This window comes from Phenylobacterium sp., from assembly GCF_031984885.1.
Taxonomy (GTDB): domain Bacteria; phylum Pseudomonadota; class Alphaproteobacteria; order Caulobacterales; family Caulobacteraceae; genus Phenylobacterium.
In genome coordinates this window covers 108,810-134,750 of the sequence record NZ_DAMABV010000008.1, presented here as the reverse complement: position 1 = coordinate 134,750, position 25,941 = coordinate 108,810, and the positions used below count along the sequence as shown (strand labels likewise).

At 67.8% G+C, this 25,941-nt stretch carries 24 protein-coding genes; 15 read left to right on the top strand and 9 right to left on the bottom strand.

What is annotated here, in order from left to right; genetic code table 11:
• Window positions 1–20 precede the first annotated feature (20 nt).
• The 3 genes from RTL41_RS13830 to RTL41_RS13820 all read left to right on the top strand — a co-directional run bounded on the left by RTL41_RS13830 (window position 21) and on the right by RTL41_RS13820 (window position 2,294).
• A complete protein-coding gene (locus RTL41_RS13830; protein ID WP_312165430.1) occupies window positions 21–428 on the top strand; it encodes a hypothetical protein in 408 nt (135 codons plus the stop codon).
• Window positions 425–1,333 carry a sterol desaturase family protein gene (locus RTL41_RS13825; RefSeq protein ID WP_312165427.1) on the top strand — a complete coding sequence of 303 codons (909 nt, stop codon included), beginning with the start codon at window positions 425–427 and terminating at the stop codon, window positions 1,331–1,333. The genes RTL41_RS13830 and RTL41_RS13825 overlap by 4 nt, the downstream gene beginning before the upstream one ends.
• A 70-nt stretch (window positions 1,334–1,403) precedes the next feature.
• Complete coding sequence (locus tag RTL41_RS13820) at window positions 1,404–2,294, top strand: oxygenase MpaB family protein (RefSeq protein ID WP_312165424.1); 891 nt, start codon at window positions 1,404–1,406, stop codon at window positions 2,292–2,294.
• Between the two features lie 4 nt (window positions 2,295–2,298).
• Here RTL41_RS13820 and pncA read toward each other — a convergent pair whose 3' ends face one another.
• Window positions 2,299–2,928, bottom strand: a complete 630-nt coding sequence (pncA, locus tag RTL41_RS13815; protein ID WP_312165422.1) for a bifunctional nicotinamidase/pyrazinamidase — start codon at window positions 2,926–2,928, stop codon at window positions 2,299–2,301.
• A gap of 109 nt (window positions 2,929–3,037) precedes the next feature.
• Here pncA and RTL41_RS13810 point away from each other — a divergent pair, with 109 nt between their 5' ends.
• From RTL41_RS13810 to RTL41_RS13785, 6 genes are all read left to right on the top strand, one after another.
• Window positions 3,038–3,679, top strand: a complete 642-nt coding sequence (locus tag RTL41_RS13810; RefSeq protein ID WP_312165420.1) for a dihydrofolate reductase family protein — start codon at window positions 3,038–3,040, stop codon at window positions 3,677–3,679.
• Between the two features lie 483 nt (window positions 3,680–4,162).
• On the top strand, window positions 4,163–4,852 hold the full coding sequence (locus tag RTL41_RS13805) for a DUF6624 domain-containing protein (RefSeq protein ID WP_312165418.1): 690 nt from the start codon (window positions 4,163–4,165) through the stop codon (window positions 4,850–4,852).
• Between the two features lie 430 nt (window positions 4,853–5,282).
• Window positions 5,283–6,263 carry a TauD/TfdA family dioxygenase gene (locus RTL41_RS13800; protein ID WP_312165415.1) on the top strand — a complete coding sequence of 327 codons (981 nt, stop codon included), beginning with the start codon at window positions 5,283–5,285 and terminating at the stop codon, window positions 6,261–6,263.
• 82 nt (window positions 6,264–6,345) lie between these two features.
• Window positions 6,346–7,443, top strand: a complete 1,098-nt coding sequence (locus RTL41_RS13795; RefSeq protein ID WP_312165412.1) for an ABC transporter substrate-binding protein — start codon at window positions 6,346–6,348, stop codon at window positions 7,441–7,443.
• Window positions 7,440–8,300, top strand: a complete 861-nt coding sequence (locus tag RTL41_RS13790; RefSeq protein ID WP_312165409.1) for an ABC transporter permease — start codon at window positions 7,440–7,442, stop codon at window positions 8,298–8,300. The genes RTL41_RS13795 and RTL41_RS13790 overlap by 4 nt, the downstream gene beginning before the upstream one ends.
• Window positions 8,297–9,037: an ABC transporter ATP-binding protein gene (locus RTL41_RS13785; RefSeq protein WP_312165406.1), complete on the top strand. Its 741-nt coding sequence runs from the start codon at window positions 8,297–8,299 to the stop codon at window positions 9,035–9,037. The genes RTL41_RS13790 and RTL41_RS13785 overlap by 4 nt, the downstream gene beginning before the upstream one ends.
• 182 nt (window positions 9,038–9,219) lie before the next feature.
• Here the strand turns inward: RTL41_RS13785 and RTL41_RS13780 are convergent, their stop codons facing one another.
• The 6 genes from RTL41_RS13780 to RTL41_RS13755 all read right to left on the bottom strand — a co-directional run bounded on the left by RTL41_RS13780 (window position 9,220) and on the right by RTL41_RS13755 (window position 16,976).
• Complete coding sequence (locus tag RTL41_RS13780) at window positions 9,220–11,784, bottom strand: TonB-dependent receptor (protein ID WP_312165403.1); 2,565 nt, start codon at window positions 11,782–11,784, stop codon at window positions 9,220–9,222.
• A 223-nt stretch (window positions 11,785–12,007) separates the two neighbouring features.
• On the bottom strand, window positions 12,008–12,955 hold the full coding sequence (locus RTL41_RS13775) for an aldo/keto reductase (protein ID WP_312165400.1): 948 nt from the start codon (window positions 12,953–12,955) through the stop codon (window positions 12,008–12,010).
• A gap of 164 nt (window positions 12,956–13,119) precedes the next feature.
• Entirely contained in the window at window positions 13,120–13,671 is a 552-nt protein-coding gene (locus RTL41_RS13770) for a c-type cytochrome (RefSeq protein ID WP_312165398.1), read from the bottom strand.
• Window positions 13,672–13,723: 52 nt separating this feature from the next.
• The gene (gene soxC / locus RTL41_RS13765) at window positions 13,724–14,983 is read right to left on the bottom strand and encodes a sulfite dehydrogenase (RefSeq protein ID WP_312165395.1); all 1,260 of its coding nucleotides are present in this window, start codon (window positions 14,981–14,983) and stop codon (window positions 13,724–13,726) included.
• A 20-nt stretch (window positions 14,984–15,003) separates the two neighbouring features.
• The gene (locus tag RTL41_RS13760) at window positions 15,004–15,861 is read right to left on the bottom strand and encodes an NADPH-dependent oxidoreductase (RefSeq protein WP_312165393.1); all 858 of its coding nucleotides are present in this window, start codon (window positions 15,859–15,861) and stop codon (window positions 15,004–15,006) included.
• Window positions 15,862–15,863: 2 nt separating this feature from the next.
• Complete coding sequence (locus tag RTL41_RS13755; RefSeq protein ID WP_312165391.1) at window positions 15,864–16,976, bottom strand: LLM class flavin-dependent oxidoreductase; 1,113 nt, start codon at window positions 16,974–16,976, stop codon at window positions 15,864–15,866.
• Window positions 16,977–17,249: 273 nt separating this feature from the next.
• Between RTL41_RS13755 and RTL41_RS13750 the strand changes: the two genes are divergently transcribed.
• The 4 genes from RTL41_RS13750 to RTL41_RS13735 all read left to right on the top strand — a co-directional run bounded on the left by RTL41_RS13750 (window position 17,250) and on the right by RTL41_RS13735 (window position 22,978).
• Window positions 17,250–17,822, top strand: a complete 573-nt coding sequence (locus RTL41_RS13750) for a sigma-70 family RNA polymerase sigma factor (protein ID WP_312165389.1) — start codon at window positions 17,250–17,252, stop codon at window positions 17,820–17,822.
• Window positions 17,815–18,807, top strand: coding sequence for a FecR domain-containing protein (locus RTL41_RS13745; protein WP_312165386.1), 993 nt, complete (start codon window positions 17,815–17,817; stop codon window positions 18,805–18,807). Before RTL41_RS13750 ends, RTL41_RS13745 begins: the two co-directional genes overlap by 8 nt.
• A gap of 143 nt (window positions 18,808–18,950) precedes the next feature.
• On the top strand, window positions 18,951–22,106 hold the full coding sequence (locus RTL41_RS13740) for a TonB-dependent receptor (protein ID WP_312165383.1): 3,156 nt from the start codon (window positions 18,951–18,953) through the stop codon (window positions 22,104–22,106).
• 2 nt (window positions 22,107–22,108) lie between these two features.
• The gene (locus RTL41_RS13735) at window positions 22,109–22,978 is read left to right on the top strand and encodes a glycerophosphodiester phosphodiesterase family protein (protein ID WP_312165380.1); all 870 of its coding nucleotides are present in this window, start codon (window positions 22,109–22,111) and stop codon (window positions 22,976–22,978) included.
• A gap of 87 nt (window positions 22,979–23,065) precedes the next feature.
• Here RTL41_RS13735 and RTL41_RS13730 read toward each other — a convergent pair whose 3' ends face one another.
• Window positions 23,066–23,506 (bottom strand): hypothetical protein, encoded by a 441-nt coding sequence (locus tag RTL41_RS13730; protein ID WP_312165377.1) that lies wholly within the window; start codon window positions 23,504–23,506, stop codon window positions 23,066–23,068.
• 471 nt (window positions 23,507–23,977) lie between these two features.
• Between RTL41_RS13730 and RTL41_RS13725 the strand changes: the two genes are divergently transcribed.
• Window positions 23,978–24,235, top strand: a complete 258-nt coding sequence (locus RTL41_RS13725) for a type II toxin-antitoxin system prevent-host-death family antitoxin (protein WP_312165374.1) — start codon at window positions 23,978–23,980, stop codon at window positions 24,233–24,235.
• Window positions 24,235–24,612: a type II toxin-antitoxin system VapC family toxin gene (locus tag RTL41_RS13720; protein WP_312165372.1), complete on the top strand. Its 378-nt coding sequence runs from the start codon at window positions 24,235–24,237 to the stop codon at window positions 24,610–24,612. The genes RTL41_RS13725 and RTL41_RS13720 overlap by 1 nt, the downstream gene beginning before the upstream one ends.
• 39 nt (window positions 24,613–24,651) lie before the next feature.
• Here the strand turns inward: RTL41_RS13720 and RTL41_RS13715 are convergent, their stop codons facing one another.
• Window positions 24,652–25,863 (bottom strand): cytochrome P450, encoded by a 1,212-nt coding sequence (locus RTL41_RS13715; RefSeq protein ID WP_312165370.1) that lies wholly within the window; start codon window positions 25,861–25,863, stop codon window positions 24,652–24,654.
• Window positions 25,864–25,941: the final 78 nt, after the last annotated feature.

The window sequence follows — 25,941 nt, the reverse complement described above, 5'->3', positions numbered from 1 at the left end:
CCGTGCGGGGAGGACCGCGAGTGTCACAGGCTTTTTTCATCCAGTTCGCAGGGTCGGCGGCCGCCATCGCCCTCCTGGTCGGGTTGGCGGCGTGGGCGAAGATCGCCAAGCCGATGACGCCCCTCACCGACGCCCGGGCGCTCAGCCTGCTGGCCGAGGAGTTCCCGGGACGTCCGATCGAGCGCATCTGGGTGGCGGTCGACGGCCGCGGCGCCCTGGCCAAGTCCGGCGCCGCGGCGCTGGTGCTCTGCGAGGTCGGCGACGGCTATGTGGCGCGGCACATTCCCTGGGCCCAGGCGGTGGCCTCCTCGTTCCGCGACGGCGTCGTCAGGCTCGACCTCTCCGACGTGGCCGCGCCGCTCGCGCGGCTGGCGCTGCCGAACTGGCCGCCGTCCCCCGGGCCTGGCCATGACCGCAGGGCGGCATGACGCTCGACCCGGTCACGCTCGCCACCCCGTTCTTCATCCTGGCGATCATCCTCGAGGTGGTCCTGGCCAGGATGAACCGCACCCGAACCCACTACGAGCCGCGCGACACCGCCGCCTCGCTGGTCATGGGCCTGGGCAGCACGCTCGCGGGGCTGCTCACCGGCGGCCTCGTGGTCGCCGCCACCCTCTATGTCCATCAGCACCGCCTGTTCGACATCCCGATGACCGCCGTCTGGGCCTGGGCGGCGATCTTCCTGCTGGAGGACCTGACCTACTACTGGTTCCACCGGCTCAGCCACGAGCGCCGGTTCTGGTGGGCCGCGCACGTCAACCACCACTCCTCGCAGCACTACAACCTCTCGACCGCCCTGCGGCAGACCTGGACCGGCGGGATCGCCGGAACCTGGGTCCTGTGGCTGCCGCTGGCCTTCCTCGGCTTCCCGCCGGCGATGATCGCGATCCAGAAGGGGATCAGCCTCGTCTACCAGTTCTGGATCCACACCGAGGCGATCGGGCGGATGCCGCGCTGGTTCGAGGCGGTGTTCAACACCCCGTCCCATCACCGCGTCCACCACGCCCGCAACCCGCGCTATCTCGACCGCAACTACGCCGGCATCCTGATCGTCTGGGACAGGCTGTTCGGCACGTTCCAGCCCGAGCTGGACGAGGAGCCGTGCCGCTACGGGATCGTCAAGAACCTGAGCGGCTTCAACATCCTGCGGGTGGCTTTTCACGAATGGGCGGCGATGGCCAGGGACGTCGCGCGCCAGCCCCGGCACGCGGTCGGCTACATCTTCGGCCCGCCCGGCTGGAGCCACGACGGCAGCCGCGAGACCAGCCACGTCCTGCGCGCGCAATGGGAGGCGAGCCGCCAGGACGAGACGGCGCCATCCAAGGTCGCCTGACGCCCCGGTCCGAACCGCCGGGCGGTTCGCCCGTTCAGACCCTCGTGGGGATCTGCAAGGCGAGGGCGCGATGACCTGTGGGACGTCTCCGAGAGCGGCCGGGCCGGTCGAGCGGCTGGCCGGCGCCCTGGACAGGCGCCTCTTCGGCCCCTCCCGCATCGACTATTCGCGTCCGAAGGGCGATCCGGGCCTCTACGGACCCGATTCCATGGCCTGGCGCGTGCACGCCAATCCCGTCGCCCTGGCGGTCGGCGGCGTGGCCGCGGTGATCCTGGAGCTGGCCGAGCCGCGGGTTCGCTCCGGCGTGTGGGAGCATTCGACCTTCGCCCGCGATCCCCTGACCCGCATCCGCCGGACGGGGGAGGCGACCATGATCACCACCTACGGCCCGACCGCCGAAGCCCAGGCCCGGATCGCCATGGTCGCGCGCATGCACCAGCGCGTCAGCGGCAGCACCCCGGACGGCGAGGCCTATCACGCCCTCGACCCCGAACTGGCGACCTGGGTCCATGTCACCGCCGCCTATGGGTTCCTGGAGGCTTACCGCCGCTATGTCGATCCGGCCGTCAGCCGCGCCGACCAGGACCGCTACTATGCCGAGGGCGCCGCTGTCGGCCGGGCCTTCGGCGCGCTCGATCCCCCGACCTCGGTCGCCGGGGTCGAGCGGGCCCTGCAGGCGATGCGTCCCCGGCTCGCGCCTCACCCGATCGTCACGCAGTTCCTGGGCATCGTCCGCAGGACCTCGCCCATGGGGCCGGTCGGCCGGGCGTTGCAGCCGCTGGTGGTCGAGGCCAGCCTCGACCTGCTGCCGCCGGGGATCGCCCATCAACTGGGCCTTCGCGGTTCCCCGTCGCGGCTGGCGGCGGCGAACCTCGCGTTGAGGGCCATGGCCGCCGCCGCGCGCCTGGCGCCGGGCGACATCCCGCGCCAGGCCCATGCCCGGATGGGGCGGCGGGCCTGATGCTTCAGGGCGCGGCCAGGACGACGCCGTGCCGTTCGAACGCCGCGAAGGTCGCCGCCGCCGACCCGTCCAGGTCGATGGCCCGGCAGGCCTCGGGGATCACCACCGCCTCGAACCCTTCGGCGATCGCGTCCTGCGCCGAGTAGCGGACGCAGAAATCCAGGGCCAGCCCCACGAACACGCAGCGCTCGAAGCCGCGCTGGCGCAGATAGCCGGAAAGCCCGGTGGCGGTGGCCTTGTCGTTCTCGAAGAAGGCCGAGTAGCTGTCGACGCCGGGGTTGTAGCCCTTGCGCAGGATCAGCTCGGCATGGGGGATGTCGAGAGCTGGATGAAGGCCGGCCCCCGGCGTGCCCTGGACACAATGGTCGGGCCACAGGGTCTGTGGGCCGTAGGCGACCTCGACCACGCTGAAGGGCTCGGCGCCGGGGTGATTGGACGCGAACGAGATCTGGTCGCGCGGATGCCAGTCCTGGGTGATCACCACATGCTCGAAGCGCCGGGCGATCTCGTTGACCAGCGGCATGATCTCGTCCCCGCCCGCCACCGCCAGCGCCCCGCCGGGGCAGAAGTCGACCTGCGGATCGATGACGACCAGCACGTCGGTCGGGCGGACGGCGAGGGGCGGCAGGCTCATGACGCCATCATAGCGCCCCCGCGCGCGCTTGACGCGCCTGTCGGGACACGCCGCCCGCCTTCGTCCTAGAATGCCCGCTCAACGGACGGCGAGAGCGGAGCGGGCGGTGATGTCACGGGTGCGGGTAGCGGGCTTTTCGATCTCGCTCGACGGCTTCGGCGCCGGCCCGGAGCAGAGCCTGGAGCAGCCGCTCGGCCGCCGTGGCGAGGACCTGCACCACTGGCTGTTCGGCACCCGCTTCTTCCACGAGATGATCGGCCAGAGCGGCGGCTCCGACGGCGTCGACCAGGCCTTCGCCGACCGCTCGATGCGCGGCTTCGGCGCCTTCATCCTCGGCCGCAACATGTTCGGCCCGGTCCGCGGCCCCTGGCCGGACGAGGCCTGGAACGGCTGGTGGGGCGACAACCCGCCCTATCATGCCCCGACCTTCGTCCTCACCCACCACCCGCGAGACCCCATCGAGATGGCCGGCGGCACGACCTTCATCTTCGTCACGGAAGGCGTCGAGGCGGCGCTGGAGCAGGCCAAGGCCGCGGCCGGCGACCTCGACGTCAAGATCGGCGGCGGCGTCGAGACGGTGCGCCAATACCTGCGCGCCGGCGCCATCGACGAGATGCACCTGGCCCTCTCGCCGGTCCTCCTCGGCCAGGGCGAACCGCTGCTCGCCGGCCTCGACCTCCCGGCGCTCGGGTTCCGGGTCACCGAGCACGCGGCGGGCGAGGGCGCGACCCACGTGGTGCTGGCGCGGTAGGCGGAGGGCTGCGACCGGCTTCGCGAGCGGTCGGGCTTGGCGTGTTGGCGCATGGCGTAGTTTCTGGGATAGGGCGGCAACGGGCTCGTTGCGGTTGTTGGGAGCGTCCACTTCAGGGCATCTCCAATGCCGCGGGCCTGGCGCTGCTGGCTGCAGGCTCCCGCTCCTCTGCATGAGCGTTTGGAGGCGAAGCTTGGAGACCAGTAGCACCGATCCTCGCTGCCGAGTTGCAGTAAAAGCGTTCCCGGCAGACAGTCCTCTCGCAGGGGATTCCATGTTTCTAAAGACTGTCACACCGCGGAATTTTCGCTCTTTCGATGCGGGCGAAGTAGATCTTCAAAGTGACCTCACGGTGTTCGTTGGGGGTAAACAATGGAGGCAAGAGCAACACGATCGACGCGATCAGACCTTTGACCCAGCCGCTCGGCAACTGGCGAGAAATCCACTGCGAGCCCCATTCGCCAGTCAACTATGGAGTGAGTGATGCGTAAGGGCCTCGTTTGGTTCCAGGCTTGTTCGCTTGCGGCGTTGTTGGCGCTGCCCCTAGCCGCCACGCCTGCCTTCGCCGCGCCCTCCCAGGTTGCTGAGAAGGCCGCCGCGGAGATCGATCAGATTCGCGCCAACGAGGCGTTGATCAGCGAGTTGGCAGGCATGGGCGCCGTCGATCGTGAGATGCGCGGACGCTTCATCAATCTTCGCAAGGGCGCCAACGAAGCCGAGCGTATGGAACTCGACGCGGTCTGGAAGGAGAAATATGCGCCTGTTGATCGCGCGCATGCCGAGCGTCTCAAGGTCCTGATTGGTAGCGGGCCCTGGTTTAGCCGGCGCCAGATCGGATCGATCGCCGAACAGGCGGCGGTGTCGATCGTCAACCACTCCAATGATCTCGCTTTCCAAAAACTGATGCTCAGCAAGATGGAGCCGTTGGTCGGGCGTGACACACCGACCGGGTATGCCAACCTCTTTGATCGCGTGGCGGTGCAGGAAGGGCGCCCGCAGCGTTACGGCACCCAGGAAGCGCAGTGCATCAATGGCAAGAACGCGCCGCCCGTCAAACTGGAGGACCCGACCCAACTGGACACTCGCCGAAGCCAAGTCGGTTTGGAGCCTATGGCCGAATACCTGTTGGCGCTCGAAAAGATTTACGGACCCTGTGCTGGCACTGGAAAATAGGCGCTGCAAACACGCGGTCGTCCCGAGGTTGGGCCGTGTCAACGCCGTCGTCGTTTTAGCATCCTACCAGCGGCACGGGGCGGATCGACAGCAACGTCGGTAGCGTTGGCCGCGCAACTGAGCGTCCGCTTCCGGTACTGAACTGAAGGCCGGCAATTAGCGCGAGGCGGTCACTCATGCGGAGGTGGGGACAAGGGCGGGCCTGCGCGAATTCTGGAAGCGGGCCTGTGCGCGGACCGGAGGCGGAGGCGAGTCCTGCCCGAGGCGGTCATGTCCTGAAACAGAGGCCTTGCGGCTGGGGTCCCAGGCTTTCTCTGCACGCCTGTTAGAAATCATCGGGCGCATCGCCGGCCTTCACCCCGGCGATACGATTGACAATTCCTATTTGATTGGTGGGAATATAGGGGTCGTCGCCGGTTGAGGAACCTCAATGTCGCAAACCGCCCTTCGTCCCGCCAACGAGAGTTCGGCGCCCAGCCGCATCGTCGTCAATCCAGTCACGCCGCTGATCGGCGCCGAGATCTCCGGCGTCGACCTGCGCCAGCCGCTGGATCCCGAAACCTTCGCGGAGATCCGCGCGGCCATCAATCAGTGGCGGGTGGTGTTCTTCCGCGACCAGGACATCAGCAATGACGAGCTGAAGGCCTTCGGCCGCAATTTCGGGCCCCTGACTCCTGCCCACCCGATCTCCGAAGGCCTCGACGACCATCCGGAGATCTGGGAGCGGCATGTGGCCGAATACCGCGAGCGCCGGGACAAGGACGAGCAGGACCTTCGCATCCCTACCGCGCGGCCGCCGCGGGACTACAAGGGCTGGCATATCGACATCACCTTCGTGGCCAATCCGAACAGCTATTCCCTGCTGCATGGGACCGAGATCCCGGCCTATGGGGGCGACACCCTGTTCGCCAACCTGGTCGCCGCCTATCAGGGCCTCTCACCCAAGATTCAGCGGCTGATCGACGACCTGCAGGCGGTCCATCAGACCTCCAGCTACGATTCCGGCGGCCGCGAGCGCAAGCCGCGCAAGGACGGCCGCTCCACCGGCCCGTTCGTCTCCCTGCACCCGCTGGTGCGCGTTCACCCGGAGACCGGTGAGAAGCTCTTGTTCCTCAATCCCGGCACCACCACCCACATCGTCGGTCTGAAGGAACGCGAGAGCTCGGCGCTGCTGGAGCTGCTCTATGGAGAGCTGACCCGCCCGGAATACGCCGTGCGCTTCCGCTGGTCGCCCAAGGCCCTTGTCGTCTGGGACAACCAGGCCGTCGCCCACGCCGGGCCCATCGACTACGCCCACTTCAACCTGGGCCGGACCGTCCGCCGCATTACCGTCGCGGGCGAGCTGCCCACCGGTCCCGACGGCTTCCGTTCGCAGGCCTTGGAAGGCCCGCTGTTCAACGTCCTCGGCTGATCGCCAACCGAGGCTTCCAGGCCCGGGCGCGGTGCGGGAGAGCGCCGCGCCTGGGTCCCACCTTCATCGAGAGTGAGTTCCCGTGATCCGGTTGAAGGCCTTCCCGATCCTGGCTGCGGCGCTGGTGGCGAGCCTTGCGCTCACGGCCTGCGGCAAGGACGCCGCTCCAGCGGGGCCGAAATTGGCGCTCGACGCGCCGCTGCCCGAGACCATTCCGGCTGGCACGAAGCTGGTGATCGGCGATCCCACCACCCAGCGGGTGGTCGAGCTCAACGGCTGGGACAAGGACCTGCCGTTCCAGATCGAATGGGCCCAGATCAGCGGCGGCCCGGCGGTGACCGAAGCCTTCCACGCCAAGGCGCTGGACGTAGGCTCGGCGGCCAACATCCCGCCCATCCACGCCATCTGGGTCGGCATTCCGGTGAAGATGATCGCCGTGCGCTTGCGCAAGGATCACGTGAACTTCCCTCTGTTCGAGCTGGGGATCGCGCCAAAGGCGGGGATCAAGTCCCTGGCCGACCTGCGCGGCAAGAAGATCGCCTACAGCCCCGGCCAGGTGCAGGGGGAGGTGGTGTTGCGGACCCTGGCGGCCGTGGGGCTCACCCAGAAGGACGTGACCCTGGTGGAGCTGCCCTCGACCGGCGATGTCTATCCCAACGCCCTCGTCAGCGGCCTGGTGGACGTGGCGCCCCTGGGCGCCGGCGTCGCCACCAAGCGCTACCTCGACAACTACGCCCGCGACGGCGCCCAGGTCCTGCGCCATCCGCCCTATCGCGACGACCTGACCAACCTCTACGTCCGCGCCGAGACCCTGCATGACCCTGCCAAGGCGGCCGCGCTGCGGGCCTATGTGAAGCTGTGGGCGCGGGCCGTCGAATGGCAGGCCACCCACAAGGCCGAATGGCGCGACGCCTACTATGTCCGCCAGGAAGGCCTCTCGCCCGAGGACGCTGAGTTCGTGGTCCGCGCGGCCGGCGATCCCGTCATCCCCCGCGACTGGACCGAAGCCATCGGCATGCAGCAGTCCTCCATCGACTTCCTCGCCAAGGAAGGCGGCCAGAAGCGCTTTGACGCCGCCGAGATCTTCGATCGCCGGTTCGAGGCCCTCGCCGCCGAGGCCGCGCCCAAGATCGCCGTCGGCCCCGCACCCGCCCAGACCGAAGGGAAGACCAACCCATGACCGCCGTTCCCGTTCAGAGCGCGCCGGCCCAACGCATCCGTCCGGCCCGCCCGGCGGCGGCTCCGGGGGCGGCGCGCCGCAAGCGCAGGCTCGGGCTGGGAGAGCCGCTGTCCTATGGGTGGCTGCTTGGGCCGGGCCTGCTGCTGGCGTTCTGGAGCGTGGGCGCGGCGGTGGGGTTCATCGATCCGCGCACGCTTCCGGCGCCCTGGGTGGCGCTGCACACCGGCTGGGATCTCATCCAGCAGGGCCGCCTGCAGGAGCACCTGGCGATCTCCGCCTTCCGCGCCGGTCAGGGCCTGGTCTGGGGCGTCGGCATCGGGGTTGTCGTGGCCCTGCTGTCGGGCCTTACCCTGCTGGGCGGCTACCTGATCGACGGGGTCGTGCAGCTCAAGCGCGCGATTCCGACCCTGGCGCTCATCCCGCTGTTCATCCTGTGGTTTGGGATCGGGGAGGGGATGAAGGTCATCGTCATCGCGCTCTCGGTGTTCATCCCGATCTATGTCCACACCCACAACGCCCTGCGCGCCATCGACATCAAGCATGTGGAGTTGGCCGAGACCCTTGGCCTCTCGCCGCTGGCCTTTGTGCGCCACGTGGTGCTGCCTGGCGCGCTGCCCGGCTTCATGCTGGGCCTGAGGTTCGGGGTGATGGGCGCCTGGCTGGCCCTGGTCGTGGTGGAGCAACTGAACGCCACCTCCGGCATCGGCTACATGATCAACCTCGCCCGCACCTATGCGCAGTCCGACGTGATCCTGCTGGGCCTGGTGGTCTACGCGATCCTCGGCGTCTCCTCGGACGTCGCCGTCCGCCTGCTGGAAAGCAAAGTCCTCTCCTACCGCAGGACCCTGGCCAAATGACCGCGACCGTCCGCATCCGCGACCTCGTCCGCCGCTTCACGCTCAAGGGCGTGCTGAACGGCATCGACCTCGACATCCAACGCGGCGAGTTTGTCGCCCTGCTGGGGCGGTCGGGTTCCGGCAAGAGCACCCTGCTGCGGGCGCTCGCCGACCTCGATCGGGAGGCCACCGGCTCCGGCGAGATCGTCGTTCCCGACAAGATCTCCGTGGTGTTCCAGGACGCCCGCCTGCTGCCCTGGAAGCGCGTCCTCGATAATGTGATCCTTGGCCTCGAAGGCCCCGACATCCGCCAGCGAGGCGAGCAAGCCCTGGCCGAGGTGGAGCTTGCTGGGCGGGAAAATTCCTGGCCCTACGAGCTCTCCGGGGGAGAGCAGCAGCGGGTGGCGCTGGCCCGCTCCCTGGTGCGCGAGCCCGAGCTCTTGCTGGCCGACGAGCCGTTCGGCGCGCTGGACGCGCTCACGCGTATCCGCATGCACGTGCTGCTGCGGCGGCTGTCGGAGGTTCACAATCCGGCGGTCCTGCTGGTCACCCACGACGTGGACGAGGCTATCGAGCTGGCCGACCGGGTGGTGGTGCTGGACGATGGCAAGATCGCCGCAGACCTGACCATCGACCTGCCCAAGGCCGGTGAGCCGCGCCGGGCCCAGGTCGCCGCCCTGCGCCGCGAACTGCTGGGCTACCTCGGTGTGGAGGACGTCATCGACGGTCCTCCGACCGCTGCTCTGCACGCCGTCTGACGCTCCGAACTTCCGGACCGCTCCTGACAGGAAAACCGGCGTCCCATGGGCGCCGGTTTTCCTTTGTTTCGGGTAGGCCTCGATCCCGCTGTCAGGCGCCTGCGCGAGAGGCCAGGGCCTCGAGGACTCCGCCGGCGTTGCGGAAACGCCGGCGGCCAAATCTCCCTAGCTGCGCGGTGGCGTCAGAACTTCGCCCTCAATGTGACCCCGTACCTGGCCGGCTGGTTGTAGTTGACGGTCCGCCCGAGATAGGCCGTCACCCCGGCGCCCGAGGGCGCCGCCAGCAGGGCCTGAGAGATGATGTTCTTCTCGTCGGTGGCGTTGTTCGCATAGACCGAGATGTCGTACTTGCCATCGTCCAGCCGCACCCCGGCCCGCAGGTTGAGGTTAAACTGAGACGGCACCTGGGTGTAGATCGACTGGGTCACGCCCGTCCCGTACTCGCTGGTGTAGGAATACTCCGCATAGGTGTAGAACTCCGTTTCCGGCCCGATCTGGGTTTCCCAGGAGGGGGTGATGGAGAGTGCCCACTTGGGGGCATAGGGCGCCGTCTGACCCTTGGCGTCGACGGTCGCCACGCCATTGTAGCTCAGCTCGGGCGGAGCCGGGAGAGAGGGCGCCCGGGTGTAGACGGCGTCGTTGTAGTTCCCGTCGAAGGTCAGCCGCAGTCCGTGACCCAAGACGGCGGCCGCGCTCCACTCGACACCGCGGGCGCGGATGTCGCCGACATTGGTGGCGCCCCGCTGGGGCGTTCCGTTGGGCAGGATATAGGAGATCGAGGTCTGGAAGCCCTCAAGGGTCGACTGATAGGCCGCGAGATTGAGCGTCAGGCGACGGTCGAACAGGTAGGCTTTGACCCCGACCTCCAGGTTGTCCGTCGTCGTCGGCGCAACGGCGGGCGCCGAGGGATCGAGCGAGCGGTTGTTCAGGTCCAACCCGCCTGCCTGGAATCCCGTGGCGTAGGTGGCGTAGGTCGTGATGTCGGGCGTGACCTTGTAGGACAGGCTGACCGTGCCAGAGATGTTGTCGGCTGAGGTGGCCAGGTTGAGCGCATAGCCGGTGGTCGCGGGCGTCGTGGGATAGCCGGGCGTCGTATAGACCACCCCCGGGTTGCGCTGAACGGCGTCGATGGCGTTGTAGAACGCCGTCAACTGGGCGTTCGTCACGCCTGTGGGAAGCGAGGTCGGGAGTAGGCTGGTGTCGACCGGGCTGCTGCCCGTCTTGCGGTCGTAGGTGTAGCGAAGGCCGCCGGTCAGTTCCAAGACGTCGTTGATATGCCAGGTCGCCTGCGCATAGGCGGCCGCATTCCGGTTCTCCACATATGTGTTTTCAATGATCTGAGCGCCGGTCAACTGGGACCTGAACGACAACGGAATGGGCGTGAAGGCCGTCCCGGCTACGGTGTTGTAGGCGTTGTACCAGGGAATGACGTCAGCCCCGAACTGGTGGACCACATAGTGATCCTTCAGCTTGGAATAGTAGAGGAACGCCCCGACCTGCCACTCGAAGGGGCCGGGGTGCTTGGACGCCAGACGGAACTCCTGGCTCAGTTGTTCGCTGCGGCTGATCGCCATGTTCTGGTAGATGTCGAGGGGCGATGAATCGCTGTCCTGGGGCGGATCAAACGTCCACAGGCGCCAAGCGCTGATCGAGGTCAGGGTCGCCCAATCGAAATCATAGTCGACCGTGACCGACACCCCCGCGTTCTCGGTGTGCATGTGGTTGTAGTTGTTGGTGATGTTCGACTCTGGATCCACCGTCGGGTTCCAGTTCTGCACCCCGCCGAAGTTCGCAAGCTGGCTGAGCGCATTCCGCGCATTCGTGACTCGCGTCTGCTGGGCCGCGGTGGTGTTGATGCCCCAATTGCCGGGACCGTAGAGCTCGGCGATCCCGCCGCCCGAACTGAAGCCCGAGGAACTGTCGCTCTCCACGTTCAGGTCGCCCGAAATATTGATGCTCAGGTCGCCGGTGGCGATGAGGAACTGCTGGCGCACCCCCCAACGTTCCGTGCCGGCGGTCTTGGAGTGGTCGGTGGCGGTGGGAGCGTAGATGCCCTTCTGCTCCGCGGCGGCTTTGAAGCCGGGCCGCAGCGGCGTGGAGACCCAGCCATCGGCCTTGGTCGCGAACACCGCCGTGCGGAAGGCCATGATGTCGTTGATGGGGCCGGTGATGACCGCCTTGCCCTGGCGGAAGTTGTAGTTGCCGAGCGAGGCCTCGAAAAACTGGCTGGGCGTGAAGCTCGGCTTGTTGAAGGTGACGTTCAGCGCCCCGGCCGCGGCGTTGCGCCCGAACAGGGTGCCCTGCGGACCGCGCAGGATTTCGAAGCTGCTGACGTCGACCAGGTCCTGCAGCACCTGCCCTGGACGGGCCTGATAGACGCCGTCGAAGTAGACGCCGATGGCGTTGTCGAGGCCGTCGGCGGCGGTCGGCGCATAGCCGATGCCGCGGATCGTCACCGAGAAATTGCGTGGATTGCCGCCGGTCGAATTCAGGCCGGGCGTCTGGGCGATCAGGGTCTGGAGATCGATCGTGCCCTTAGCCGCCAGGGTCGCGCCGCTGATGGCCTGCACCGAAACCGGAACGTCCTGCAGCTTTTCGGACCGGCGGCGCGCCGTCACCAGAACCTCGCCCACGTCGGCCGCGGCGCTTGCCGCGGCCTCGTCGGCCCAGGCCAGTGACGGCGCCGATGGCGCCGTGAAGAGAGCCGTGGTGGCGAGCAGCGCCCGCACGTAAGTCAAACGTTTCACTCTAGAAAGCCCCATCCAATGCGCGTGTATAAGGCACAAAGATTGAGGTCATCACGATGAAATCGTCACATCAGAATTTATATTATTCCTGAAAAGGAAAGCTACTACACATATTTCGCGATGAAATATGTACATATTTCCTTCGTCGAATATTCGACTTTGTATCCCATGTTCTTGAAATCTATGGATGTGTCGGCGGGCTAGGGACGCCTTCGGATCCCGCCTAGACGGCGATAGGTTCTGCGGGAACCAGGCGAAGGGCGTCGGCGGGATAGCGCTCGCCGACCGTCGACCCTGGTGTAAAGACGGCCTCGAGTTCAGCAACCGTGGCGGCGTCCAGGACAAGGTCGTTGGCGGCCCAGTTCGCTTCGAGGTGCGGGATGCGTCGGGTTCCGGGGATCGGCGTCACCCCCTTGGAGAGCACCCAGGCGAGGCTCACCTGGCCGATACTGACGCCGAGCCGCTTGGCCACGCCTTCGATGGCCTCGCGCCGTCGGCTGTTGGCCGCCACGGCTTCAGGCTGGAAGCGGGGGTGGATGCGCCGTCGGTCGTCGGCGTCGATCACCTCCGAGCCCGCCAGGAACCCGCGGCCCAGAGGGCTGTAGGACACGAAGCCGATGCCCAACTCGCGGGTCACGGGCAGGATTTCGGCCTCTACGCCCCGGGTCCAAAGCGAGTACTCGCTCTGGAGCGCGGTGATCGGATAGGTGGCGTGGGCCCGGCGCAGGCCGTCGGCGCTGGCTTCGGAGACGCCGACGCCGCCGATCTTTCCCTCGTCCTTCAGCCGGCCGAGTTCGCCCACGGAGTCCTCGATCGGGATCTGCGGGTCGACCCGGTGGAGGTAGTAGAGATCGATCTGATCGACCGCCAGGCGCTTAAGGCTGGCCTCCACCGCGTCCCGGGCGCGGACCGGCGCGCCGCTCGCGCTGTTGTGGGTGAACTTGCTGGCGATGACCAGGCCGTCGCGGCGGCCCTTCAAGGCCTGGCCCAGCAGGGTCTCGTTGTGACCGTTCCCATAGCCTGTGGCGGTGTCGAAGAAGGTGACGCCGAGCTCGATGGCGCGATGGATGGTCTGGATCGACGCTTCGTCCTCCGCCGCGCCATAGACGCCGGAAAGGCCCATGGCGCCAAATCCCTGACGGCTGACGGTGAGATGACCGAGCTTTGGCATGATGATGTCTCCAGGGGCGGATGGTGAAGGTGGGTTGGGGCCGCCGCTCATCGACGACAGGATGAAGGCTATCGCCGCCGCGGAGTGGTCGCCACGCTCATTTCCTATGGAATCGATAGGATTTTCTAATAGCCGGTCGCACAGGGAGGTCGTACCCGACCGGTTCATCGACGAATGGCGCGCGGGATTGGCGCGGGCGCGCCGGCGATCCGCTCGAGGTTTCCATCGAAGCCACGCGCCTCCAGGCTGACGAAACCATCGCGATTTGGCATGACCACCTTGCGTAGGCTGGTCGCGTCGAGGACCGCGTCTGGCCGCACCACACCGTCAACAGAGAGCAGATAGGCCACGACAGCATAGGTCTGGTCGGCGGTCAGAGACTGCGGCGCGTCGTGCGGCATGGCGCGGCGGATGTAGTCGAACAAGGGGGGAGCGTAGGGCCAGTAGCTGGCCGGGGTGCGGATCGGTTGGGACCCGGCCAGGGAGCCCACCCCTCCGGTAAGGCGGTCGGCCGGACCGCCTGCGCCGTTCTCGCCATGGCAGGCCTGGCAGCGTTCGGCGAACACCATAGCGCCCTGGGCCGCCGAGCCCGAGCCGGCGGGAAGTCCTTCGCCATCGGCGGTGACCGTCAGCTCCCAGCGTGCGATCTCCTCCGCGCTCGCCTTGCGCCCCAGGCTGGGCCGTTCGGGCGCGGGCGCCTCCTTGGCGCTGAGCACGGCGAACCCTCCCAGCCCGGCCCCGGCAAGCACAGCAATCGCGATCAGGCGTCTAGGCGTAGACATGGCTGACCCGGCCATGCCGATCCACGCCCCAGGCCTGGATGCTGTTGTTGTGATACCCGCGTCCGCCTTTGTACCTGGCCTGCCAGTCGCTTCGCGTGGGCTGGACGGCGCCGGTCTCGTCGGTGGCCCGGCTCATCAGCACCGCCGGCCCGCCGCTCCAGGCCCAGGGGATGGTGAAGCGGGTCAAGGCCTTGGAGAGGACCGGCTCGGTCAGCGCCGCCTCCGCCCAGCTTTTCCCGCCGTCGGCCGAGACCTCGACCTTGCGGATCCGCCCGCGACCGGACCAGGCCAGGCCGCTGATCTGATGATAGCCAGGGTCCCGCAGGTCCAGGCCGAAAGACGGCTGCAGGATCGCTGACTTCACGCCCATGGCCAGGGAGAACATCTCGGCTCGGCCATCGGGAAGCAGGTCGGTGTATTTGGAGGTCTCCTCCCGGGAGAAGGCAGGGTTGGCCATGACCTTCAGGCGCCGCAGCCACTTGATCGAGGTGTTGCCTTCGTAGCCCGGCAGCAGCAGCCGCATGGGATAGCCCTGCTCGGGACGCAGGGGCTCGCCGTTCTGGTAGAGGGCGATCAGCGCGTCATCCAAGCATTTGGCCAGGGGCACGCTGCGGGCCATGGCCGCGGCATCAGCGCCCTCTGCCTGGACCCATCGGCCGTCCGAAGACACTTGAGCCTCGTCGAGGAGGGTCGAAAGGCGGATTCCCGTCCATTCCGTGCCGGACAGCAGGCCGTGGAGGGCGCCGGCGCTGACCTGTTCCGGCTTTGCGGCGCCTAACGCGCCGCTGTTGCCGGAGCATTCCAGGAACAAGATCCTCGTTTCCGTCGGATAGCGCAGAAGGTCCTCAAATCGGAAGATCAGCGGCCGCTTCACCAGGCCGTGGATCAGCAGCTCGTGGCGCGTGGGATCGATGGCCGGGACGCCGCCATGGTGGCGCTCGAAGTGGAGGCTGCTCGGCGTGATCGTTCCCGCCAGGAGCTGCAACGGCGTGCGTGACGATCCGGAGCTTGGAAAGGAGAGGTCGCCGACAATCCGCTCGATCTTCTCGGCGGCCGGCGCCCGCCCGCCGTAGCCGCTGAGCGGCGCCCCTTGAGTCCTCATCCAGGCCGGCGCCGCCGAACCGCCGCTCTCCCGCGCGGTGACCTCGACTGCGCCCAGCGAAAGGCCGCCGGCCACCAGCAGGGCGCGGCGATGCAGCAGTCCACCGCCGGCGACGGGTTCTTGCTCGGGATTGCGCGATCTCATCTTCGTGCGCGGCGCGCCAGCTACTTCAGCTCGAACCCCAGGTCGGCCAGGACCTGGCGCAGCTCGTGCCGGCCGGCCATGGATTCGGGCCCTCGTGTCCGGTTCCCGGCCTGCTCGGTCCAGTCGATCTCGGGCATGGCCTGCTCCCTCTGGAAGCTGCGCAGGACCTCGTTGTAGTCCCATGCGGCTTGTGTCTGGGCCTCGCCCCAGTTGTAGCGCTCCCGGTGCAGCACCGAGGCCTGGGGCAGGCGTGGCTTCACCGCGGCCGGCCGCGCCGCATCGGGCCAGCCGAGGGCCAGGCCCAGCAGCGGGAACACCCGGGGCGGCAAGCCGAGTTCGGCGGCCACTTCCCGCGGCTTGTTGCGGATGCCGCCGATGTAGACGGCCCCGAGCCCCTGGGACTCGAGCGCCACCACCGCGTTCTGCGCCGCCAGCGAGGTGTCCACGGCCCCCAGGAGAAAGGTCTCCAGATAGTCCAGGGCTCCGCTAGGCGCCTGGCGCAGCCCCGCCAGCGCCCAGAGCCGGTGCAGGTCGATCAGCCAGACCAGGAAGACCGGCGCCTCGAGGATGTGCCGCTGATTTCCGGCCAGGGCGGCGAGCCGGGCCTTGCGTTCCGGATCCTCCACCGCCACCAGGCTCCAGACCTGCAGGTTGGAGGACGAGGCCGCCGACTGCGCCGCGGTGACCAGGGTCTCCAGAGCGCCTTCCGGCAGGGGATCGGGACGAAAGGCCCGCACCGACCGATGAGCGACCAGCACCTCCAGGGTCTGGTTCCAGCCCTCCGGCGATGGGGTGTCGTCGCGACGGTAGCGCTGGAGGGGCAGCGCGTCGGCCGGCCCGGGCCCCGCGCTGGAGAGGTCGGAAGCCGTCTGCGCCACCGTCAGGCCTCCGTCAGGATTTTGTCACGGAGCAGCGGGAGCAGGTCCCGGCCCTGGCGCTTGATCTCCGCAAGATAAGGGGTGTCCGACAGCACAAAGTGACGGATGCCCAGGTCCCGATACTTCTTTAGAGAGCGCGCCACATCCTGCGGCGAGCCGACCAGCCAGGTCGTGCTCGCGCCGCCGCCGCCGAACTTGCCCGGCGCGGTATAGAGGTTGTCGTCCAGGACCTCGCCGCGCGCATGCAGGTCCAGCAGTCGCTGCTGGCCAACGGCCTTGGAGCGGCGGTGGTCGCCCCAACCCTGGCCCTGACGCTTGGCCATCTCGGCGACCTTGGCCTCGGCGTCGGCCCAGGCTTCCTCGGTGGTGTCGCGCACCAGGGTGGTGATGCGCAGGCCGAACTCCAGGGGCGGCAGGTCACGGTCGAGATCCCGGCTCAGCGCCTTCAGCCGGGCGATCCTCTCGCTCACGCCGTCCAGGGGCTCGCCCCAGAACAATTGCACGTCGGCCTCCGTGGCCGAGGTGCGCTCGGCGGCCTCCGACGCTCCGCCGAAATAGAGCTTCGGGTGGCGCCGCTCGCCGCGGGGCGTGATCCGGGGCGCCACCGTGGAGCCCTTCACCTGGAAGTGCTCGCCCTCGAAGGTCACGTCCTCCTCCGTCCACAACCGGCGGGTCAGTCGCATGAACTCCCTGGTCCGATCGTATCGCTGGGCCTGATCGCCCTCTGAATCGCCGTAGGCCGCCAGGTTGTCCTGGCCGGAGACGATGTTGATCCGCACCCGGCCGCCGGTCAGTTCGTCCAGGGTGGCGGCGCTGGCGGCGAAGTTCGCCGGCCGCCAATAGCCCGGCCGGATGGCGATCAGCGGCTCGAAGGTGGTGGTTCGCGCGCTCAGGGCCGCGGCCACCGTGAAGGTGTCCGGCCGGCCCCAGCCGGACCCTAGCAAGGCCCCGCGCCAGCCGTGGTCCTCCAGCGCCAGCGCTTGGGCGGTCAGGGTCTCCAGGCTGCTGGGATGCTCTTCGGCGTCATCGCCCCGGTGGCCGGGGGCGACGGTGTTGGGGATGTACCAGAGGAATTCCGAGCCGCCGTCTACAGCCAAGTGTCCATCAGCACTCATGGGATGTCTCCTGTCGCCCGCCAAGCCGTGGGGATAGAAATTCCTATGAGTTTGATAGGAGTTTAGTCCCCTCAGTTTTTCTACCGAAGCGGCGCGGTTGGCTAATCGGCCGGCTTGGCCCTCTGGCTCGGCCCGACCAGGCCGCCGGCGACTTCAACGACGCGCCGCCCGCCGCCGACCATCATCAAACTGTTGCGTAGAGCCGCTTTAGAAGCGCCGCTGCGGCTACCGGCGTCTGCCTCGGCCCGCATTCCACGGGGGCGGTCGCATCCGATGAACGGCGAGCGGGACATCATTACGGCGTGGATCGCCCGGGAAATCGTTCCCCACGAAGGCGCCATGCGCAAATGGCTGGCGCGGCGCTGGCGCGGCGCGGTCGATGCGGAAGACGTCATCCAGGAAGCCTATTGCCGGATCGCCGGGCTGGCGCGGGTCGACCACATCGACAACCCCGCCGCCTATTTTCACCGCACCGTCCATACCGCGGCCACGGACATGGCGCGCCGGGCCGGCGGAAACAGTCTGGTCTCCGTGAGCCAAGACGACTGGTTTGGCGTCATCGATAACAGGCCCCTGCAGGATCGCGCGCTGGAGGCGACCGAGGAGCTCCGACGGGTGAATGCGCTGCTTTCGAACCTTTCCGACACCTGTCGCCGGGTGATCGAGCTGCGGCGCATCGAGGGTCTGACGCGAAAGGAAACGTCCGAGCGGTTGGGCGTGAGCGAGAACGACGTGAAGAACCTGTTGGTGCGCGGCCTGCAGAAAGTCCTGAGGTCGATGGCCGAGCAGGACGCCGAGGACGAAGATCGGGAGAGCGCCCCGAGGAAGGTGCGGGCGAATGGCTAGCGCAATTTCGGCGGGGATCATCGACGAGCAGGCCGCGCGATGGGCGGTCGAGGCCGCGTGCGGCGAGCTGACGGCCGAGGGCCGCGCCGAACTGGAGGTCTGGCTGGCGGCGGACCGGCGTCATCGCGGCGCCTATGCGCGGGCGCGGGCGGTGTTTCTGGCCATGGAAGACGCCGTGGTCGGGGGCCGTCCCCCGGCGAGGGCGTCGATGCCGGTTCTGGTCCATGAGGCCGCGGCCCCGGCCGCCGCGCGGCCGCCTCCGCCTCGCCGGGGGATGTTCTTCGGCGCTGCGCTCGCCGCGTCGTTTACAGCCCTGGTCGTGGTCGGGGCGCTGGTCGCCTCGCGCCCCCAGCCATCCGCTCCGGCGGTCGAGCATGTGGTCAAGCTGCAGGACGGCTCGGTCGCAACGCTGCAGCGCGACGCGCGGATCGACGTCGTCCTTTCGCAGGACGCCCGGCGGATCACCCTGCTGAGCGGCAGCGCCACCTTCCGGGTCGCCAAGGATCAGGCCCGCCCCTTCGTGGTGCGGGCGGGGGAGGTCAGCGCCCAGGCGACCGGGACTGTCTATTCGGTCGGGCGGGTCGGCCCGCGGGGCGGAACCGTGAAGGTGCTGGAAGGCGGCGTGCTGGTCTGGCCCGGCGAGGCGCGCGAGCAGGCGGTGCTGTTGCGCGCCGGCCAGTCGCTGACCCTCGACCCGCCGCCGCAGGCGCGCCCGCGTCCGGAGAAGGTGGCGAGCAGGGGCCCGGCGCGGCCGGCCGCATCGCCCCAGATCGCCCTCGACGACACCCCGATCGGGGTGGCGGTGACCCGTTTCAACCGCATCAACGGGACCAAGATCGTCCTGGCCGACCCGGCGATCGGCGACATCCGGATCGTGGGGCTGTTCAAGACGGACGATCCGGACGAGTTCGCTCGCATGGCTGCGGCGATATCGGGCGGCGAGGTGGAACGCGGCGACGGCGTGATCATAATAAAACTGAGATAAATCAGAGCAAAACATTTCACACGTCAGGCCCGATCCAAATTCGGGAGAGCCCCTGTCGAGAGATTGAAAGACGTCAATCTTCGGGGGTCCACCAAGTGCGTTCCATATTCCGATCGACTGCTTCCGCCGCGGCGGTCGCAGCGATGCTCTGCGTTCCTGCATTGGCTCAGGCCCAGACGCGTAACTTCGATGTGGCGGCGCAGCCCGCCTCCAGCGGCATTCAGGAATTCGCCCGCCAGGCCGGAATCCGGATCATCGCGACGGCCGCCGACACCCGCGAGCGCAGGACGAACGCGGTCCAGGGCAGCCTCGAGACGCGCGCGGCGATGGACCGGCTGCTGTCGGGCACCGGGCTCTCGGTGCGCAGCTTCGACGGCGCCATTGCGGTGCTGAGCGCCGCGGACGGGCGGTCCGAGGCGGACGCCGAGGTCGAGGCGCTCTTCGTCACCGGCACCCGCATCGCCCGGCCGGAGCTGGACTCGTCCATGCCGGTGAGCGTCGTCTCGTTCGACGCGGCGAAGGATTTCGGCCGGTTCACCGCCTATGACGCGCTGAAGCAGGTGCCGGCCATCGCCCCGGGCCTGGGCGAATGGAGCTCCCGCAGTCAGGCCTATGACAAGGGCGTCGCGAACATCAACCTGCGCAACATGGGCGCGAACCGTTCGCTGGTGGTGGTCGACGGACACCGCTGGGTCTCGGGCGGCGCGCGCACGATGGCGGTCGACCTCAACACCATTCCCTCGGCGCTGATCGAACGCTTCGAGGTCGTCACGGGCGGGGCGGCGGCGATCTACGGCGCGGACGCGGTGACCGGGGCGGTCAACGTCATCATGAAGAAGGAGATGGCCGGGGTGTCGGCTTCGGCCACGGCCGGCGTTTCCGAAGAGGGCGACGCCGAGCAGTACCAGTTCTCGGCGGCGACGGGCTTCAACTTCGCCGATGATCGCGCCCGCGTCGTGGTGGGCGGCAACTACATCTACACCTCGCCGGTGCTGGCCACCGACCGCTACCCGAAGAACTGGGCCTATCAGGTCAATCCCGACAATACCGGGCCGAACGACGGCATCCCGGACAACATCATCGTCGACACCAAGCAGTTCTACCGGTCGAACTACTCGACCTTCTGCCTCTTCGACCGCCAGGGATGCGGGACGACGCGGAACGGAGACTGGTACCAACTGATCAATGGCCAGGTGACGCCGATCCCCCGGGACTCCTATCGCGTCATCACCACCGGCGAGCTCGGCACCCAGGCGGGCGGGCCGGACACCGCCTTCGGCACCCTGACCAACATCACCATCCGCGACGAGTCCAAGAAGGCCTCAGCCTACGCAAACCTCTCCTACGACCTGACGCCGGACATCGTCTGGAACACCTCGTTCGGCCTCGCCAAGAGCTGGGTCAGCGGCAGCAGCTCATGGCCGCACTATCGGGACGATTTCCGGCCGACCAACTGGTGGGGGATCAATCCCGCCACCGGAGCGGGCCACTCGGGGGAAGTCGCGCGGCTGACCGATCCCTATCTGCCGGAATCGCTGCGCCAGTTCATGGTGGCGAACGGCCTGACCTCCATCCCCCTGAACCGCCAGTACACCAACCTGCCGATCCAGGAGGAGATCCACGACCGCACCGCCTTCACCCTGGGCTCCGATGTGGGTGGCCCGCTGACCGAGCGGCTGAACTGGCAGGCCTTCGTTCGCTACGGCCAGGTGAGGGACGAGGTCCGCTACACCAACATGCTCGGCAAGCGCGAATGGCTGTATGGGCGGGACGCCATCCTGCTGGATGGACAGGTCGTCTGCGCCGACGCCGGCGCGCGCGCGGCCGGGTGCGTGCCCTTCAACTTCTACACCACGGACGCGCCCAGCCAGGCGTGGGTGGACTATGCGATGTACGACCGCCACGAGCGGACGAAGAACCGCATGCTGAACGCCGGCGTCGGCGTCGACGGCAGCCTGTTCAGCCTGCCGGCCGGCGACGTGCTGGTGGCCGCCGGTCTCGAGTGGCGACAGGAAAAGCTCAGCACGCGCGATGATCCCGATGCGGCCAAGCTCAGCAACATCATCTGGGCGCCCGGCATGGACCATTCGGTGCATCCGCCGATGGACGCCACCCGCAATGTCTCCGAAGCCTATGGCGAGCTGGTGATTCCGCTGCTGCGCGAGGCGCCCCTCGCGCACAAGCTGACGGTCGAAGGCGCCTATCGCTATTCCCACTACAACGACAACCCCTCCACGGACACTTGGAAGGTGGGGTTCAACTGGGCGCCGATCCCCGGCCTGACCGTTCGCGGGGCTAAGTCGTACAGCGTGCGCGTGCCCAACTTCGGCGAGCTCTTCTCCCCGATCGGCGTCCAGAACCTGGGCAGCATCGCCGACCCCTGCGAAGTCAGCCTCATCAATCAGGACAAGGACCGGGCGGCGAATTGCGCGGCGACGGTTCCGGGGTGGACCGGGCCGCTGCCCGACGCCAACCTCAACGCCCCGAGGATCTTCACCGGCGGCAATCCGAACCTGACGCCGGAAACCGGAGACACCCATTCGTTCGGCGTGGTCCTGCAGCCGAGCTTCGTCCCCGGCTTCGACCTCGCCGTCGACTACTGGGCGATCGACATCGAGAACGTCGTCACCTCGATCGCCTACACCACGATCATGAACAACTGCGTGGACGCCAGCGGCGGCCCGGACATGGGCTACTGCCGGTACGTGCATCGCCACGCGACCAGCGGCCCCGGCCACTTGGCCGGCCAAGTGGACTATGTGGAGGCGCAGTTCGCCAACCTGGCGGCCCGCCGCTCACGGGGGATCGACTATTCCGCAAATTACCGCGTCCCGGTTGGCGACGGCACGCTTCGCCTCAGCTTCATGGGATCGCAGTTGCTCGAACAGACCACGGTCGCCCAGGCCGGCGGCGCGGGCAGCGACGCCGCCGGACAATGGAACAATCCGAAGTTCAAAGGCACGCTGACGGCCGGGTACGAGATCGGGCGGTTCCGGCTCGGCGTGAACACCACCTACACCTCGGCCAGCCGCTTCAACATCAACGACCAGTCGGACGAGACCCGCGAGAAGTCCGAAGTTCCTGCGTACCTCACCCACAATCTCAGCCTGATGTTCAGTCCGACCGATCAATACAGCGTCCAGTTCGGCGTGAGGAACTTCACCAACAACAGGATCGAGCATCCGGTGCTTCAGTGGACCTATGCCGCTCCGAACCAGACTGAAGGAAACGCCCAGGGCGTCGCCTTCATGGACGCGGTCGGCCGCTACTTCTACCTCACCCTCAAGGCGGACTTCTGATCATGCGGCCGCTTCTCTCGCTCATCGCCTCCGCCGCAATGCTCATGCCGTACGCCGTGGCGCACGGAGCCGAGCCCGGCCGGCCGATCGTAATCGCCCACCGCGGCGGCGCATTGCTGATGCCGGAAAACACCTTGCCGGCCTTCGACCACGCCATCCGGCTCGGCGCCGAAATGCTCGAGTTCGACATGGTCGTGACCGCCGACGACCAACTCGTCGTTCAGCATGATCCCACCGTCAACGCGACCTTCTGCACGCCCGAGGCCGGTTCCGGGGTGTCGCCGGGCCCCATCCGGGCGATGAAGCTCGCCGACGTGCTCAAGTTCGATTGCGGATCGAAGCACCGGGCGATCTATCCGACACAAACGCCGGTTCCGGGGACGCGCATGCCCACGCCCGACGCCGTGTTCGCCCGCTACAAGGACACCCCGGCGCTGTTCTTCGGCGAGACCAAGATGCCCAAGCCGGCGGAGGGGCAGGTCGATCCCGTGGCGTTCGCCCGTCTGGTCGAGGCCGCCGTCCGCAAGCATGGTCTGGAGGACCGCTTCATCCTTCAGTCCTTCGACTGGAGGACGCTCGACGCGATGCACGAGATCAACCCGCGCATCCGCACCTGCCTGCTGGGCGCCAAGGCCGAAAAGGGCGCGTATCTGCCGCTCCTGCGCCAGCATCACGCGAGCTGTCTGACCTTGAGCTCCAAGGTCACGGACGCGGACGAGGTGAAGCAGCTACGCGACGCCGGCGTGATGGTGATCTCCGACGTCGTCGACGACGAAGCCGGCTGGCGCATCAACCGCGAGCTAGGCATGAGCGCGATCTTCACGAACGACCCGGCGGGCCTGATCGCGTTCCTCAAGCGCTCGCCGAATTGACCCTCACGCTGCGGGGGCGACGTGGAATTGCCCGTGCCCCCGCTTGTCGGCCGCGAGCCGAAGTCCGCCGTTGGCGCCAATCTGACGCTAACTCGTCGGCTCCCGCTCACAGAGATTGCTCCACCCTTCGGCGCGATACACGGTCGAGGCCAAGGCGCGGGTCCCGCGCTCCGCCCGGCCGACGGGGGTGGCGATGCTCGCCACGATGCGACCACTGGGCGTTCGGGCGCAGAAGACGGTTCTCTCCACTTCCCCGGCATCGACCACCTCGGTCTTTCCACGCGCGAAGCCCTCGGGGCGCGCCAGGATCACGCCCTCGGCCATCTGTCGAAGCTGGGGCGAGTCTCCTTGGTCCACGAAGGTCGTGCAGGCCCCGTCAGACCATCCGACGGCGTACACGCCCCGAAGGGAACCCATGCGCCAAACACGGTCGCTCGCCCCCACGTTCGCCGAGCGTGGCGGCATAGGTGACAGCCGTTGGGCGCTGGTCAGTTCGTCGAGCGACCGCCCCTCGGCGATGGCCGGCAAACAAACATCCTGCAGGATGATCTCTCCGGCCCTCGTCGCGCTGACGAGCGCGCGCCATGGCGCGCTCGCGTCAGCTTTCGGGGGGACCTGAGACTGCGCGGCCGTGGATGCGAATGCAGAAAGGCACACCCCCAACCCGCAGCTCAACCATCGCAGTCGCATCTTGGTCTGACCTCAAACGGCTAGCTTCACCAGCGCGAAACTCAGACTGAAGTGCAATGTCTCCCTTTGCAACTTTCGAGGGCCTATCAGGGTGGAGGTGAGGGGGGCGAACGCCCGCTCTGTGGCCGGACGCCAAAGCCAGTAAGTGGCGCTTTCACCTTCGTGGTGCTGGCGGGCCACAGGGCAGGGCCAGTGCGGGATTCCCCGAGGACCTGTCTCCCATTCCGCTTCCTGGGAAGCCAGTTTGAATTGGACCATCCAATGGTCTATATTCTACGAAATGGTCCACCATCTAGCCGGAGCCTGGCTGTGCAGATTTCCGTAAGCGATGCGAAGGCCCAACTCACCGATCTCATGCGTAGGGCGGAGGCCGGCGATGAAGTCGTGTTGACCCGCCATGGCCAGCCGGTGGCTCGTTTGGTGGCCATCAAATCGGTCGGCGACCGCGCAGCCCGCCGCCGGGTCATGGAGATGCTCCGCCGGCTGGCCTCTCAAAAGGCGGTCGAGGGGGCCAGCGCGGCCAGAAGCCAGGACTTCCTCTACAACGACGATGGCCTGCCAGAGTGATGATCGTCGACACCTCCGCCCTCATGGCGATCCTCCTCGACGAACCGGACGCCGAGCGCTGCATCGCAGCGCTTGAGGGACAGGCCGAGGTGATGATCTCCGCCGGCACCTTGGCGGAGGCCATGATCGTGGCGGCCCGCCGCAACATCGGTGGCGAGATGACGGCGCTTGTCGAAGGACTTGGCTTCGAGATCGTGTCGGTTTCAGGGGCCGGCTCGGCGAAGGTCGCCGAGGCCTACGCGCGCTGGGGCAAGGGCATTCACGCCGCCTCGCTGAACTTTGGCGACTGCTTCGCCTACGCTCTGGCCCGCGAGCTTGGGCGGCCCCTGCTTTTTGTCGGCGACGAATTCTCCAAAACCGACATCAAGGCCGCCTAGGAACGGCGCGCACGACGCTGCCTGCCGCGCTCGCGCCCATCACCCCGCCACCACCAACGCCTCCATCCCCCGGAAGAACGGCAGGGCGCGCCAGGTCGGCTCCTCGCCGGCCAGGTGCAGGTCGGGGAAGCGGTCGAACAGGCGCACCAGCGCCTGCTTGGCCTCGATGCGGGCCAGCGGGGCGCCGATGCAGATGTGGCTGCCGCCGCCGAAGGCGACGTGGGGGGCGTGCTTGCGGGTGATGTCGAAGCGGTCGGGGTCCTCGAACACCTCCGGGTCGCGGTTGGCCGCGTGCAGCGAGGCGATCACCGACTGGTGCGGGTGCATGGGGCAGCCGCCGACCTCGCGCTCATCGGAGATCACCCGGTTGGTGATCGCCACCGGCGAATCGTAGCGCAGGATCTCCTCCACGGCGGCCGCCGCCAGGCTGGGGTCGGCCTTCAGCTTGGCCAACTCCTGCGGGTGGTTGAGCAGCAGCCAGACGCCGTTGCCGATCAGGTCGGTGGTGGTGAGGTTGCCGCCGATCAGCAACGCCGAGAGATTGACCCGGATCTCGCCGTCCGACAGCGGCGCGCCGCCGGCCTGCAGCGCCACCATGTCGCTGATCAGGTCGTCCTTCGGCGCGGCGCGGCGCGCGGCCATCAGCTCGGTGAAATAGTCGGTCAGCTTGGCCGAGCCCCACTCCATGCGCGCGGTCTCTTCGGGCGTGCGCAGGGGGTTGAGGCCCAGGATCGAGGCCTCCGACCAGTCGCGGAACTCGCGGAACCGCTGTTCCTCGACGCCCAGGATGGCGGCGATCACCAGGATCGGGATCGGGATGGCCAGGTCGGCGATCAGGTCGAACGGCCGGTCGGCCGGCGCCTCGTCGATCACCTTGTCGATGATCGCCTCGATCTGCGGCTTCATGGCGTTGATGCGGGCGTAGAAGGCCTTGGCCAGCGGCAGCCGCACGCGGCTGTGGTCGGGCTCGTCCAGCGTCAGGATGCTGTCGATGCGCTCGCCCTCGTCGTCGCGGTCGATCCGCCGCAGCAGCGCGCCTTCCTCCGAGCGGCTCCCGTGGCGCCACAGGCTGCGGTCGTTGACGATCTCGCGCACGTCGCCGTAGCGGGTCAGGAACCAGGTCTTCACCGGCTCGTCGCGGTGCACCGGGCATTGCTCGCGCAGGTCCTTCAGCCGGCCGTGCGGGCTGACCCGGGCGATCGGATCGAAGGCGGAGGTCTCAACGATGCTCCACGCACGCTGATCGGTCATCGGCGTTACTCCCCATACCTTTGTTTCGAAGCATAGTGAGCCCATCGCCGCGCGCTTCAAGGGGGCGCCGCAGGGGAA

What these genes read in the sequence shown, in the direction of transcription:
- RTL41_RS13825 (WP_312165427.1), top strand. Translation starts at nt 425, where the DNA reads ATGACGCTCGACCCGGTCACGCTCGCCACCCCGTTCTTCATCCTGGCG.
- RTL41_RS13820 (WP_312165424.1), top strand. Translation starts at nt 1,404, where the DNA reads ATGACCTGTGGGACGTCTCCGAGAGCGGCCGGGCCGGTCGAGCGGCTG.
- pncA (WP_312165422.1), bottom strand. Translation starts at nt 2,928, where the DNA reads ATGAGCCTGCCGCCCCTCGCCGTCCGCCCGACCGACGTGCTGGTCGTC.
- RTL41_RS13810 (WP_312165420.1), top strand. Translation starts at nt 3,038, where the DNA reads ATGTCACGGGTGCGGGTAGCGGGCTTTTCGATCTCGCTCGACGGCTTC.
- RTL41_RS13805 (WP_312165418.1), top strand. Translation starts at nt 4,163, where the DNA reads ATGCGTAAGGGCCTCGTTTGGTTCCAGGCTTGTTCGCTTGCGGCGTTG.
- RTL41_RS13800 (WP_312165415.1), top strand. Translation starts at nt 5,283, where the DNA reads ATGTCGCAAACCGCCCTTCGTCCCGCCAACGAGAGTTCGGCGCCCAGC.
- RTL41_RS13790 (WP_312165409.1), top strand. Translation starts at nt 7,440, where the DNA reads ATGACCGCCGTTCCCGTTCAGAGCGCGCCGGCCCAACGCATCCGTCCG.
- RTL41_RS13785 (WP_312165406.1), top strand. Translation starts at nt 8,297, where the DNA reads ATGACCGCGACCGTCCGCATCCGCGACCTCGTCCGCCGCTTCACGCTC.
- RTL41_RS13775 (WP_312165400.1), bottom strand. Translation starts at nt 12,955, where the DNA reads ATGCCAAAGCTCGGTCATCTCACCGTCAGCCGTCAGGGATTTGGCGCC.
- soxC (WP_312165395.1), bottom strand. Translation starts at nt 14,983, where the DNA reads ATGAGATCGCGCAATCCCGAGCAAGAACCCGTCGCCGGCGGTGGACTG.
- RTL41_RS13755 (WP_312165391.1), bottom strand. Translation starts at nt 16,976, where the DNA reads ATGAGTGCTGATGGACACTTGGCTGTAGACGGCGGCTCGGAATTCCTC.
- RTL41_RS13750 (WP_312165389.1), top strand. Translation starts at nt 17,250, where the DNA reads ATGAACGGCGAGCGGGACATCATTACGGCGTGGATCGCCCGGGAAATC.
- RTL41_RS13745 (WP_312165386.1), top strand. Translation starts at nt 17,815, where the DNA reads ATGGCTAGCGCAATTTCGGCGGGGATCATCGACGAGCAGGCCGCGCGA.
- RTL41_RS13740 (WP_312165383.1), top strand. Translation starts at nt 18,951, where the DNA reads ATGCTCTGCGTTCCTGCATTGGCTCAGGCCCAGACGCGTAACTTCGAT.
- RTL41_RS13735 (WP_312165380.1), top strand. Translation starts at nt 22,109, where the DNA reads ATGCGGCCGCTTCTCTCGCTCATCGCCTCCGCCGCAATGCTCATGCCG.
- RTL41_RS13720 (WP_312165372.1), top strand. Translation starts at nt 24,235, where the DNA reads ATGATCGTCGACACCTCCGCCCTCATGGCGATCCTCCTCGACGAACCG.
- RTL41_RS13715 (WP_312165370.1), bottom strand. Translation starts at nt 25,863, where the DNA reads ATGACCGATCAGCGTGCGTGGAGCATCGTTGAGACCTCCGCCTTCGAT.